Origin of the sequence: Anaerocolumna aminovalerica (genome assembly GCF_900115365.1) — a bacterium.
Taxonomy (GTDB): Bacteria; Bacillota; Clostridia; order Lachnospirales; family Lachnospiraceae; genus Anaerocolumna; species Anaerocolumna aminovalerica.
This window is the reverse complement of record NZ_FOWD01000011.1, coordinates 24,694-36,506: the sequence shown is the minus strand read 5'-3', so window position 1 is coordinate 36,506 and position 11,813 is coordinate 24,694. Positions and strand designations below refer to the sequence as shown.

13 protein-coding genes are annotated in these 11,813 nt (G+C 33.8%); 11 read left to right on the top strand and 2 right to left on the bottom strand.

Annotated features, from left to right (window positions below):
* Positions 1-158 precede the first annotated feature (158 nt).
* The 7 genes from BM183_RS07995 to BM183_RS07965 all read left to right on the top strand — a co-directional run bounded on the left by BM183_RS07995 (position 159) and on the right by BM183_RS07965 (position 5,633).
* Positions 159-935: a threonine/serine exporter family protein gene (locus BM183_RS07995; RefSeq protein ID WP_091685939.1), complete on the top strand. Its 777-nt coding sequence runs from the start codon at positions 159-161 to the stop codon at positions 933-935.
* On the top strand, positions 932-1,351 hold the full coding sequence (locus tag BM183_RS07990) for a threonine/serine exporter family protein (protein WP_091685937.1): 420 nt from the start codon (positions 932-934) through the stop codon (positions 1,349-1,351). The genes BM183_RS07995 and BM183_RS07990 overlap by 4 nt, the downstream gene beginning before the upstream one ends.
* Before the next feature lie 235 nt (positions 1,352-1,586).
* Positions 1,587-2,138, top strand: a complete 552-nt coding sequence (locus BM183_RS07985; protein ID WP_091685935.1) for a histidine phosphatase family protein — start codon at positions 1,587-1,589, stop codon at positions 2,136-2,138.
* Entirely contained in the window at positions 2,135-2,614 is a 480-nt protein-coding gene (rlmH, locus tag BM183_RS07980) for a 23S rRNA (pseudouridine(1915)-N(3))-methyltransferase RlmH (protein ID WP_091685933.1), read from the top strand. Before BM183_RS07985 ends, rlmH begins: the two co-directional genes overlap by 4 nt.
* 15 nt (positions 2,615-2,629) lie before the next feature.
* Positions 2,630-3,640, top strand: a complete 1,011-nt coding sequence (asnA, locus tag BM183_RS07975; RefSeq protein WP_091685931.1) for an aspartate--ammonia ligase — start codon at positions 2,630-2,632, stop codon at positions 3,638-3,640.
* A 141-nt stretch (positions 3,641-3,781) separates the two neighbouring features.
* Entirely contained in the window at positions 3,782-4,408 is a 627-nt protein-coding gene (locus BM183_RS07970; RefSeq protein ID WP_091685929.1) for a histidine phosphatase family protein, read from the top strand.
* 235 nt (positions 4,409-4,643) lie between these two features.
* Positions 4,644-5,633 carry a DUF4349 domain-containing protein gene (locus BM183_RS07965; RefSeq protein ID WP_091685927.1) on the top strand — a complete coding sequence of 330 codons (990 nt, stop codon included), beginning with the start codon at positions 4,644-4,646 and terminating at the stop codon, positions 5,631-5,633.
* Positions 5,634-5,772: 139 nt separating this feature from the next.
* Here BM183_RS07965 and BM183_RS07960 read toward each other — a convergent pair whose 3' ends face one another.
* Both BM183_RS07960 and BM183_RS07955 read right to left on the bottom strand, forming a co-directional pair.
* On the bottom strand, positions 5,773-6,045 hold the full coding sequence (locus tag BM183_RS07960) for a hypothetical protein (RefSeq protein ID WP_091685925.1): 273 nt from the start codon (positions 6,043-6,045) through the stop codon (positions 5,773-5,775).
* Positions 6,038-7,087, bottom strand: coding sequence for an alpha/beta hydrolase (locus tag BM183_RS07955; RefSeq protein ID WP_091685923.1), 1,050 nt, complete (start codon positions 7,085-7,087; stop codon positions 6,038-6,040). Before BM183_RS07955 ends, BM183_RS07960 begins: the two co-directional genes overlap by 8 nt.
* A gap of 211 nt (positions 7,088-7,298) precedes the next feature.
* On the opposite strand from BM183_RS07955, the gene BM183_RS07950 reads away from it, so the two are divergent.
* The 4 genes from BM183_RS07950 to BM183_RS07935 all read left to right on the top strand — a co-directional run bounded on the left by BM183_RS07950 (position 7,299) and on the right by BM183_RS07935 (position 11,812).
* The gene (locus BM183_RS07950; RefSeq protein WP_091685921.1) at positions 7,299-8,084 is read left to right on the top strand and encodes a DUF4004 family protein; all 786 of its coding nucleotides are present in this window, start codon (positions 7,299-7,301) and stop codon (positions 8,082-8,084) included.
* The gene (locus BM183_RS07945) at positions 8,081-9,097 is read left to right on the top strand and encodes a hypothetical protein (protein WP_091685919.1); all 1,017 of its coding nucleotides are present in this window, start codon (positions 8,081-8,083) and stop codon (positions 9,095-9,097) included. The genes BM183_RS07950 and BM183_RS07945 overlap by 4 nt, the downstream gene beginning before the upstream one ends.
* Before the next feature lie 92 nt (positions 9,098-9,189).
* The gene (locus tag BM183_RS07940; protein WP_091685917.1) at positions 9,190-9,969 is read left to right on the top strand and encodes a hypothetical protein; all 780 of its coding nucleotides are present in this window, start codon (positions 9,190-9,192) and stop codon (positions 9,967-9,969) included.
* Positions 9,953-11,812: an ABC transporter ATP-binding protein gene (locus BM183_RS07935; protein ID WP_091685915.1), complete on the top strand. Its 1,860-nt coding sequence runs from the start codon at positions 9,953-9,955 to the stop codon at positions 11,810-11,812. Before BM183_RS07940 ends, BM183_RS07935 begins: the two co-directional genes overlap by 17 nt.
* The last annotated feature ends 1 nt before the right edge of the window (position 11,813 follow it).

Genomic DNA, 11,813 nt, shown 5'->3' with positions numbered 1-11,813 from the left:
AATCTATTATAAAATTAGAGGGGAGGAGAAAGTGAAACTATATCACTAGCTTACCTCTATTATAAAATTCATATGTGAGTAAAGTATGAAGATAATTAGAATAATTTGTTAACAATTTAGTTCATATTTAAAATGCTTAAAAGGAGAAATTTTCCCGAATGAATTACAAACTTTTAGTTGATACAGCGATGTTAGCAGGTGAAATAATGTTAGTTAGCGGAGCGGAGACATATCGCGTAGAAGATACCATGAGCAGAATACTAAAGACTTCCGGTCTGGAAAAAACAGAAACCTTTGTTACTCCAACTGGAATTTTTCTTACCTTAGGAGATACCAGTATTGATAACATAACCTTAATAAAGAGGATAGAAACAAGAATCACAGATCTTTCCAAAATTTATGAAGTGAATAATGTATCCCGTGCATTATGTAATAATTCCATATCTTTAACTGAAGCCTATGAGATGTTAAAAAATATTAATCAAGCTAAAAAATACAATATTACTATTTATAACATTTGTATCGTCTTAGGTTCAGCCGCTTTTACTATTTTGCTTGGGGGCAAGTGGATTGACTGTTTTATTGCTAGTATAAACGGTGGTTTTATAGCGCTTATTTTTATGCTTACGAAAACAACCAAAATTAAAAGTTTTATTAAAAATATGATTTGTTCTATCGTTATCGCATTTACCAGTGTTGCAATAACACATTTCTTTGATATAGGAATACAGAGGGATATACTAATCAGTGGTTCTGCCATGCCCTTGCTTCCCGGTGTGGCAATTACCAATGCAATCAGGGATATTCTTCAGGGAGATTATCTTTCAGGCGGAGCCCGTGCCATTGAAGCTTTTGTATCTGCGGCAACCATTGCAGCAGGTATTGGTGTTGGATTATTTTGCTTCTCCTTAATAATAGGAGGTGGAGTGCTATGATGATTCAGGTTATGGGTGCTTTTATAGCGGTTATATCCATTGCTGTTACCTTCGGCGTTCCTAAGAAGTTTTTAATACATGCAGGAACGGTTGGGGCGGTTGGCTGGTTGGTTCATTTAATTCTAAGCTCCATGGGGTTGCCTATTGTTACCAGCATGTTTTTTGCAGCTTTAACAATAGCACTTTTATCCCATAGTTATGCACGTATATTAAAAACACCAGTTACTTTATTCTTAATTACCGGTATATTGCCATTAGTACCGGGAGTAGGAATGTATCAGATTGTATACTATCTGATTACCGATGATCAAAAGCTATCCGGTTATTACTTTAATCAAACTATGCAAATAGCTGGAATGATTGCTTTGGCAATCTTTATTATTGATACTGTTTTTCGATTTTTTCAAAAGAAATAGTACCTATTTTATAAAAAAAGTTGCAATTATTTATAAAAAAAGTTACAATAGTTATTAAAAAAAATATGGTAAAGTGAAAAATAGCTTGTAATACATTTGAAATACAAATATTTTTCACGATACTTATTTATTTTATTCATAATGAAACATACAGCAGAATCACATAGGATTATTACTATGAGGTTCTTTTACCTTTTACATTTATACATATAAGGTTAGAGATTCGGGAGATAAGATGAGAATTGGATTATTAAGACACTTTAAGGTAAACTGTCCACATAAAAAAATCATGACTTCTCAGGAATTCAGGGAATGGTCTGAGAGGTATGAAAGGTCAAAAGTAATTAAAAAGCCGGTTGAAATGTATGGTATTGAGTGGGATATCTGCTATGTCAGTGATATGCCAAGAGCAATTACCACTGCAAAAGAGGTGTATAGCGGTAATCTTCAGATAGATAAATTATTAAGAGAAGTTGACAATGCACCCTTCATGCGTTCGGATAGAATTAAATTGCCCTTTGAAATTTGGCATGTGTGCGGGAGACTGGCTTGGTTTTTTAAGTCCAAAAGCCAACCGGAAACCGTTGAGGGTACCAGAAGAAGAATTAATAAATTTTTGGACAGAATAGATTGGTCAAAAGAAAATATATTAATTGTATGCCATGGGTTTATGATTTATAATTTTCAGAAAGAATTGCGCAGAAGGGGATTTAAAGGAGAAAAATTAAAAGTTGTAAAAAATGGTGTATTATATCAATATATAGGAGAAAAGAAAAAGAAATCATGAAAATTACAATCATTGGAGTAGGGAAGATAAAAGAAAAATATTTTACTCTTGCAATCGATGAATATAGGAAAAGATTAAGCCGTTACTGCAAATTGGAAATTATAGAAGTAAACGATGAAAAGACTCCGGATCAGGCAAGTGAAGCAGAAGAAAACCAGATAAAAAAAGTAGAAGGTGAAAGGATATTAAAACATATTAAAAATGATGGATATGTAATTGCCTTAGCCATTGAAGGAACTATGTTATCTTCTACTGATCTTGCAGATAAAGTGGAACAATTAGGCGTAGATGGCGCTAGCCATCTTATTTTTATTATTGGCGGATCATTAGGACTTAGCAGTGAGGTTTTATCTAAAGCAGATTACAAATTAAGCTTTTCTAAAATGACCTTTCCCCACCAGTTGATGAGAGTGGTTTTATTAGAGCAGATATACCGGGCATTTCGTATCAATACGAACCAGCCTTATCATAAATAATGAAGGAGAAATACAATGGAGCATTTAATTATACCAGAGGGATATAAGTCAGCACTAGGAATTAAAGAAACTGAAATTGGTATTAAACTTGTAAAAGACTTTTTTGAAAGGGAACTGGCAAAACAATTGAATCTTACCAGAGTTTCCGCACCTTTATTTGTTAAGCCGGAAACCGGTTTGAATGATAATCTGAACGGAGTAGAGCGGCCTGTAAGTTTTGGCATTAAGGAACAAAATGATGCAGAAGTAGAAATTGTCCATTCTCTTGCAAAATGGAAAAGGATGGCTCTTAAAAGATATGGATTCGTACACGGGGAAGGACTTTATACGGATATGAATGCCATTCGCCGTGATGAAGATACTGATAACATCCACTCTATTTTTGTTGACCAGTGGGATTGGGAAAAGATAATCCTTAAAGAAGAGCGTAATGAAGAAACATTGAAGGATATTGTCAGAAAGGTATATGCGGCCTTAAAGAATACGGAGAAGTATATTGCCCATGAATATAATTTCATAGAAGAATTTTTACCTGAGGAAATCACCTTTGTTACTTCACAGGAATTAGAAGATGCATATCCGGATTGTACACCGAAAGAAAGAGAACATAAGATTGCAAAATTAAAAGGTGCTGTATTTATTATGCAAATTGGCGGGGTATTGGCTTCTGGAGAAAGACACGATGGAAGAGCACCGGATTATGATGATTGGAAGTTAAATGGGGATATTATTGTATATTATCCGGTTTTGGATATATCTTTGGAATTGTCCTCTATGGGTATTCGTGTAGATGAAGAAACTTTAAGGAAGCAGTTAGAAATCAGCCGCTGTCCGGAAAGAGCAGAGTTACCTTTCCAAAAATCACTTTTAAATCACGAATTGCCATACACAATAGGCGGTGGTATAGGACAATCCAGAATCTGTATGTTTTTCTTAAGAAAAGCCCATATTGGTGAGGTACAGTCCTCTGTATGGCCGGAAGAAATTGTAGACTTCGCGGAAACTCATGGATTACATTTGTTATAATAATACAAGTGCTACCGTACCTCTGCTGTTTTCCTGATATATCCATATGAAAACCGTATATAACTATGGTGGATCAGTAATAATGGATTATAAGATAATTTAGAATGAATATCTACATTAGAAAAGGAGAAAGGTAGTCCTATGAATATTTATCTAATTAGACATGGCAGGCAGAGCAGTCAGTTATGTAATGTGAATGTGAGTCTTGCAGAAGAAGGCAGAAGACAGGCTGAACTTCTGGGAAAGCGTTTAAGTGGATATCGTATTGACGGATTATATTCCAGTCATCTGATACGGGCTACAGAGACAGCCCAAATTGTAAATAAATATATTAAGCAGGAACATATTATTCGGGGAGATTTAAGGGAAATATCCTTTGGTATTCTGGAAGGCTATTCAGATGAATATATTCAGGAACATTTTGGAGATTTTAAATTAGAGCAAATGAAACTGGAAGATGATATTCCTTATCCGGGTGGAGAATGCGGCAGTGATGTATTTAAGAGAGCAATGGTTACCATGGATGAAATAAGAAAAAGCGGTAAACACAATGTAGCGGTCATTACCCACGGGGGAGTGATTCGGTCTTTATTAGCTGGTTTATTGGAAGTCAATATGAGTAAAAAACTTTTATTTGCAGTCTCCTTAGAAAATTGCAGTATTACCCAATTAATTTATGATCAGGAGTATAAAAGATTTTATTTGCAGAGATTTAATGATTATGGCCATTTAGAAGGAGAGCCATCTTTATTACGAAGAAATTGGTAAAGTGATGCTTTTTCATAGGCAGTTAGAGAGTAAGTTTTGGGCGTGCTTTCTAACTGTTTTTTATTTTGGCTCCGTAGAAAATGAAGCATTGTAATCCAAAATATTCATGATATAATGAAAACGTAATAGTGTTGCCGCTAACCATCCGCTCCTTGGAGATTATCAATGCAACCCTTCTAGTTGTATTGTCGTCTAATATATAAATAATATATGTATAAGGAAAGGGAGGAGTTTTATGCAAAGAAAAAGATCTTTTTACATGGTATTACTGCTGGCTTTTATCATGTTATTAGCTGCCTGTAGTAAGAAGGACCATGCAACAGAAAAAGGGAAATACGGTTATGAAGATACTGGCTGGACTGATTCTAACAGCACGGAACCAGCACTTCCGGAAGAAGCAGCTGGAGAAAGTAAATCTAATGAAAGTATAACAAACACTTCTTCTATCAATATGAATAATCCTTTGAATAATTCTCAGGATAAAATTATCAGACGTGTAAATTTGGAAGTGGAAACCCAGGAATTTGATAAATTTATTTCTTCCATTGACACACATATTAATCAACTGGGCGGTTATGTAGAAAACTCTAATATGACTGGAAGAAGTTATTACAGTAACAATTCCGTCCGTTATGGCAGTATTGTTGCCCGGATTCCAAAAGCCAGATTAAATGAGTTTTTAAACACTGTAGATGATATCTCTAATGTTGTAACCAGAAACGAAACAACAGAAAATGTGACTATAAAATACGTGGATGTAGAAAGTCACAAAAAGGCTTTGGAAATTGAGCAGGAACGTTTGCTTGTACTTCTTGAAAAGGTGGAGACCTTAGAAGATATTATAACTTTGGAAGGGCGTTTAAGTACTGTCCGCTATGAATTAGAAAGTTACGAAGCACAGCTTAGAACTTATGACAATCTTGTTGAATACAGCACTGTAACAATGAACATACAGGAAGTGGAACGAATGACTGCAGTTGCAGAGAAGAAACTGTCTGTTTGGGAGCGAATTAGAATCGGTTTTGGAAATACTATGTTTAACATTGGAGAGGGACTTCAGAATTTCTTTGTATGGTTTATTGTTAACTTGCCATATCTTTTAATTTGGGCGGTAATTATTGCTATGATTGCGATTATTAGCAGAAGATATGTTAAGAAAGGTAAAATAAAAAGTACTGCAAAGGATGAGCCTATACTAAAGGAAGATAAGCCAAAGCAAGAATAAAATTTGTCGCAGTAGGACGCTTTGCTCTGTAGTTTGAAGAAACTCAGAAAGTGCTAAGTAGGTCTTCGTTAATGACCCACTTAACACTTTTTGAGTTCTTCATATAACATAGGGCAAAGCGTCCTTTAATACTAAAATTTTATCTATATTTGCGAATAATCAGCAAAGCTCCATATAGCAGGAAAGCAACTCCTGCAGCAATCAGAATTCTTACAATATACTTCATGTATTTTGCATTTTTATATTCAGTCATTTTATCTAAAAGGAAGTTTAGCAAAAAATATAGTATCCCCAACCAAGCTGGTGACAACATTAACCATATATGAGTTGTTGAGAGTAACAGAACAAACCAGGCGGGTATGAATACAAAAATTGATGTTATAATTAATCCCTTCCTTATTTCTTTACTCATACTTTACCTCCTGTAAATATTTATTTACATTTTCAAGAACTTCTTTATTTCCCCAGAAAAAATTATGTTTTATGCCATTTAAAGAATGAAGGATAGAGCCATTGGGAAAGGTATCAGCGAGAAGAATTGAAGATTCATACGGTATTATTTCATCTGCTTTTGATACCAGTAATAATGGTTGTATGTCAACGGATTTTGCATATTTAACGGATTCAAATTTATTCCTTACTAAGTATTTTAAAGGTCCGTGAAATATATTAAGCATACTATTATATAAACTAATGCCTTCATCATAAGGCGCCATTAATATTAAACCACGGATATTTCGCTGGGAGGCAAGATAAGTAGCCACTCCGGTACCTATACTATAACCCATTAATACTATATTATCTGAATTTACATCCTCCCGGGTTATGGCATAATCATAGCACATTAGAGCCATATCAAACATAGACTCATCACTTGGAGTCCCCTTGCTATTACCATATCCGGGATAATCAATCATCATAAAATTATAGCCCTCAAAATAATCCCAATCATTAGACTTTTTATTCGTATGAAACCTTCTGGCAGAACATTCGCCATTTCCGCCAAAATATATGACTAAAGGTGCTCTGCCCTTTTCATTCTTTAATAACCAGCCCGAGAACTCTTTATTATCTTTATTAAAATGGATTTCTTCATAATTAATAAACTTCTGATTTTCTTCATAGGATTCTCTATCATGATTCGGATAAAAAAACATTTCATTTGAGAAAAGTAAAATAGTAGCAGAGAAGGCTATTGTTAAGTTAACAAGTAGGATGAAAAGAAATAAAAAACCCTTTATGGTCTTACAAATCTTACTGGTTCCTTTTATCCCTTTACTGACTAATAAACGAAATGACACATTGATTATGAATAACAAAACAGCCATTAATAAAAATCCCAGAGCTAAACTTTCCATTTCAGCAAGATAGAGAAAGATTAGCAGTGTGATTACGCACATAAGACAGGTTGGCAACAAATATCTTTTTAAAACATTCCCGGTTTTTCCTCCCATGCAGAACCCCTTTTTACCAATTATATTTTATAATACGGTTCTATTATAGTACTAAATAGAGTAGAAATCTACCATTATATGTATAAAGATACAGTTAATATGACAAATGTAATATTTTAATTTTTTTATTTAACCTTTGTTGACAGCGTAACAATGTTATGTTACACTGATTTTAGAATCAATGTAACAATGTTACGGAGGAGGGAAAAGGATGTTGATATCAAAAAAAGAACTGCTGGCACAGACGGGAATATCTTACGGTCAACTATACCGTTGGAAGAGAGAACGATTGATTCCCGAAGAATGGTTTATGAAACAATCCTCTTATACCGGACAAGAAACATTTTTCCCTAAAGAGCAGATTTTAAATAGAATCAAAATGATACAGGAATTAAAAGATAATTATTCTCTTGAAGAACTGGCTAAAATGTTATCACCGGAATCTACAGAAGTAGGATTTGACCTTGAAGATTTAAAAGAGATTGAAGAAATTAACAGTGATATGTTACCCATATTCCAAACCATATTAGATAAAAAGACATATTCCTATATAGATGTTTTGATGTTTGTAATATTATCTAAGTTAAAGGAAGAACTGAATTTAAATGAAAAGCAGACGGGTACTTTATTAGAAGGATTGAAGATGCATTTAGAAGGAATGAAGACTACCGATTATATATTGATTATTTTCAATCAGGAAACGAATTATTTTGCAGTAATATCTCAAGAGCAATCGCCAATTTATTTAGACACCAGGTTTGAAATTGTAAAGAAAATACGCATGAACGAGGTTTCCAATCAAATTAAATTTAAATATAGTAAAGTATTTAATTCTGATATGGAAAATAAGAATGGGGATTCCTCTAAAGGAGCATCTGATCCATCTTACTCAGATAGGCAAGCTTCATCAGAAGGAGAAAATAATCGCTCAAATAGTAAAAAGAAAGAAAATGAAGATATATTTTTAAAATTTAATAATTGGGAGGTGCGGTTATGAGAAGAAACATCTTATCTTTTACAAGTAAAACCATTACCGGTGAAATAGGTAAAATTCTTGCAGCAGGTGATGTAAATATTTCAAATGCAGATGTTGAAAAATTAACCGGAGCAGGAGATGTGAATATAGAAAGCAGCTATATAGCTGAAACCAAATTGGCAGGAGATTTAACGGCTTCGGACAGTAGTTTCGGAAACCTTAACATGGCTGGAGAAGTAAGGCTTTTAGGAAACTGCAAAGGTGATACCCTTATTATAATTGGGAAGCTGGAAGCGGAATCCCTTGAAGCAAGAATCTTGCGTAATTTCAGCGTAAAGAATAATGTGAAAATATACGGTAATATAGATAAAGACGTTAATATTGATTTTAATAATAATTGGGACCTGAATATTAATCAGAAAGAATATAGAAAAGAAAAGGTGAATATTCAGTTTAATTTAGGATCGAAAAATAAGAAATTTCAATATGGCAGAAATGAAATTAACCACATGCAAGACAGTATTTACAAAGGCAAAATAAAAGCAGAAACTTTTGAAAATCTATGCGACTTTCATTTGAATTTTGCTTATGAATTCAAAAATATCCTCAGTATCGGTTCCTTGCATGGGGAAGGTGTCCTGGAGTGTGAAGAACTTTATAGCTTTGGTAATATAAACATGGAAGAAATCAATGCAGAAGTTGTTTATATCCATCCGGATTCTAGATCTAAGGTGAAACAGGTCATGGGTAGTGATATAAGAATCACAGAAAGTTTTCTGATGGATCAGACATTTTTATCGTTACCAAAGTCAGCTGATAACAAAATATATAAAAAAGAAGCTTCAAAATCAGCAACTATTATGGAATTGGATAGCATAGAAGGTGATGATATTGTATTGGATCATGTCCATGCTAAACGTGTTAGTGGGGATCATGTAGTTATTGGAGATCATTGTGTAATAGATTGTGTTGAATATAAAAATAATATAGAGATTTCATCAAAATCAGTAGTAAAAAATAAAATTAAAATATAGAGATATGTGGGGTTGTATTAAATGCTGCAAATATGTAAATTCGATTAGAGAGGACATTTGGGATTGATAAGTTAGTATCACAAAAAGCATCAATGAAAGAAGGAAGAAAGATATCAATAATCATTCTTTCAAAGGTTGAAGAAAATAAATTAAGAAAGGACACCACAAAACTCTTCTTTCAACCGGATATTAGTGGTGGTATTACATCTTTAAATGATGTGGAATGGGTGTTAAATATGAGAAATATAACTATAGAAGGACTTGGTAAAATCAGCGGTGGAGAATATGACATTATTAGCGTAGAAGGGGTAGGTGATCTTACCGGAGATATTAAAGCTTCCAAATTGATGGTGGAAGGTGTCTTAAAGTGTAACGGTTCCGTTGAATCTGATGAAATGAATATAGAAGGGGTTATTACTCTTAATAAATCGGTTAGAGTAAAAGACTTAAAAATAGAGGGTGTAGTGAATCAGAAAAAAGAAAAAATTGAAGCTGACTATATATATTGTGAAGGTGTACTAAACTCAGAGGGTGAAATATCGGCAGATAAGATTGAAGTGGAAGGTTATATATCCGCACCGGAGATCTATGGTGAATACATTAAAATCGTTAATTATAAGCATTTGCTAGATAGAGATGTGCATTTTAATATATTCGGCTTTGGCTTTCATAATAGAAAAGGAAAAGGACGTTCCTCTGTGGATCTGATGGAGGCTACTACCATTGAACTTAGTAATGTAAAAGCAGGATCGGTAAGAGGGAATAATGTAACCATCGGAGCAAACTGTGTTATTGAAGAAGTCGAATGCGATGGTAACTTATCCATTGACCCCAGTGCAAAGGTAGGTAAGGTGAATGGGCAGGCATATTGATGAAACTGAAAAGAGATCCTATTCAACCTGGAATAATATAAAATATATTATTTCTCATAGTTGGAAATACGATAAATCCTTATTTGGGATATTCATAGTGTTTACTATTTCAGGTGGAATACTTCCCTTTATAGGTATCCTGTTCCCTAAATATATATTAGATGAATTGACGGGTAGTCAGGATAAAAACAGACTGATTCTATTATTGATAAGTTTCTTTTTATCATCAGCTGTTGTTGGATATATTGTAACATTTATTAAAAATTCCTACCTGCCTAAGATGGTAGATATCCGCTTTCAATTTATTCATATGTTGAGTATAAAATGTATGACTACAGATTATAAAAATACAGAAGATCCTTCCTTCTTGAATTCGGTAGAAACCGCATTTCGTGCTTTACAAAGTAATATAAACGGACTGGAAGGCATCCTTCATAAGTTATTTGTTTTAGGAGGAAATATAATTGTACTCATAGGCTATATACTGATTATCGGTAGGCTGAATATATTTATTTTGCTATATTTAATAGCCAACATAGGCATCGTTTATTATTTTACCTTTTCCGTAAAAAAATATGAATATAATAAGGCAGATGAATTATCAGATATAGACCGCCACTCAAAATATTCCTATGATTTAATGTATAATTTTGCATATGGTAAAGATATGAGAATCTACAGTCTGACAGATTGGATTGGAAGCTTATTTCAGAAATTTAAGAAACAGCGTTTTGATATAGAGAAGAAAATTAAATACAAATATTTCAGAGTAGGAGTAAGTGAAGTAATTTTCTTAATTATAAGAGAAGGTATTGTCTATGCTTACCTAATATACCAGGTAATAAATAATGGTTTGAGTATTGGCAGTTTTACCATGTATTTTGCGGCAGTTGCAAGTTTTGCAAATGCAATGAAGGTAATTATGGATGATATGGCACATATTCGTGCACAAAGTCTGTACGTAAGTGACTTTAGAGTATTTCTGGAGAAGAAGGAAGAAAAAGAACCGGATCATCCAAGACCATTGCCGGATGGACCATATGAAATAGAATTTAAGAATGTAACTTTCAGGTATCCGGGAAGTGAAAAATACGTTTATAAAGACATATCTTTTCATATAAAACCGGGTCAAAAATTAGCTATTGTAGGTCACAACGGAGCAGGAAAAACTACCTTTATAAAATTGCTATGCCGAATGTATGAACCGGAATCCGGGGAAATCCTGTTGAATGGAATTAATATTCAGGAATTCTCAAAAAGGGATTATTACACCCTGTTCTCAGCGGTATTTCAAGAAATTAAAACTCTGGCTTTTTCCGTAGCTGAAAATATTGCGGTATCAGAAGGTAGTTTGCAAGAAGGTAAAGTACTTTGGTGTCTCGAAAAGGCAGATATGAAGGAAAAGGTATTGAAAATGAGAAATGGAATTCATACAGGTATGCAAAAAATACTGGATGATGAAGGGGTGGAGTTTTCCGGCGGGGAAACACAAAGAATTATACTGGCCAGAGCATTGTATAAAGATGCAGGCATAGTTATACTTGACGAACCCACCGCAGCCTTGGATGCCATTGCAGAACGCAGTATTTATGAAAAGTTTAATGAAATGGTGGAGGGTAAAACTTCAATATTTATTTCCCATAGATTAGCAAGTACTTCTTTTTGTGATGTGATTGCCATGTTTGAAGAAGGAGAATTAATTGAGTATGGCACTCATGAGGAATTGCTGGATAAAAATCAGAAGTATGCAGAGATGTTTCAGGTACAGGCACAATATTACAAAGAAGATGAAGTTGCGGTTACAGAAGACGTGGCTGCGGATGGCCTATTACAGTATGACTAGA

What these genes read in the sequence shown, in the direction of transcription:
- BM183_RS07995 (WP_091685939.1), top strand. Translation starts at nt 159, where the DNA reads ATGAATTACAAACTTTTAGTTGATACAGCGATGTTAGCAGGTGAAATA.
- BM183_RS07990 (WP_091685937.1), top strand. Translation starts at nt 932, where the DNA reads ATGATGATTCAGGTTATGGGTGCTTTTATAGCGGTTATATCCATTGCT.
- BM183_RS07985 (WP_091685935.1), top strand. Translation starts at nt 1,587, where the DNA reads ATGAGAATTGGATTATTAAGACACTTTAAGGTAAACTGTCCACATAAA.
- rlmH (WP_091685933.1), top strand. Translation starts at nt 2,135, where the DNA reads ATGAAAATTACAATCATTGGAGTAGGGAAGATAAAAGAAAAATATTTT.
- asnA (WP_091685931.1), top strand. Translation starts at nt 2,630, where the DNA reads ATGGAGCATTTAATTATACCAGAGGGATATAAGTCAGCACTAGGAATT.
- BM183_RS07970 (WP_091685929.1), top strand. Translation starts at nt 3,782, where the DNA reads ATGAATATTTATCTAATTAGACATGGCAGGCAGAGCAGTCAGTTATGT.
- BM183_RS07965 (WP_091685927.1), top strand. Translation starts at nt 4,644, where the DNA reads ATGCAAAGAAAAAGATCTTTTTACATGGTATTACTGCTGGCTTTTATC.
- BM183_RS07960 (WP_091685925.1), bottom strand. Translation starts at nt 6,045, where the DNA reads ATGAGTAAAGAAATAAGGAAGGGATTAATTATAACATCAATTTTTGTA.
- BM183_RS07955 (WP_091685923.1), bottom strand. Translation starts at nt 7,087, where the DNA reads ATGGGAGGAAAAACCGGGAATGTTTTAAAAAGATATTTGTTGCCAACC.
- BM183_RS07950 (WP_091685921.1), top strand. Translation starts at nt 7,299, where the DNA reads ATGTTGATATCAAAAAAAGAACTGCTGGCACAGACGGGAATATCTTAC.
- BM183_RS07945 (WP_091685919.1), top strand. Translation starts at nt 8,081, where the DNA reads ATGAGAAGAAACATCTTATCTTTTACAAGTAAAACCATTACCGGTGAA.
- BM183_RS07940 (WP_091685917.1), top strand. Translation starts at nt 9,190, where the DNA reads ATGAAAGAAGGAAGAAAGATATCAATAATCATTCTTTCAAAGGTTGAA.
- BM183_RS07935 (WP_091685915.1), top strand. Translation starts at nt 9,953, where the DNA reads ATGGGCAGGCATATTGATGAAACTGAAAAGAGATCCTATTCAACCTGG.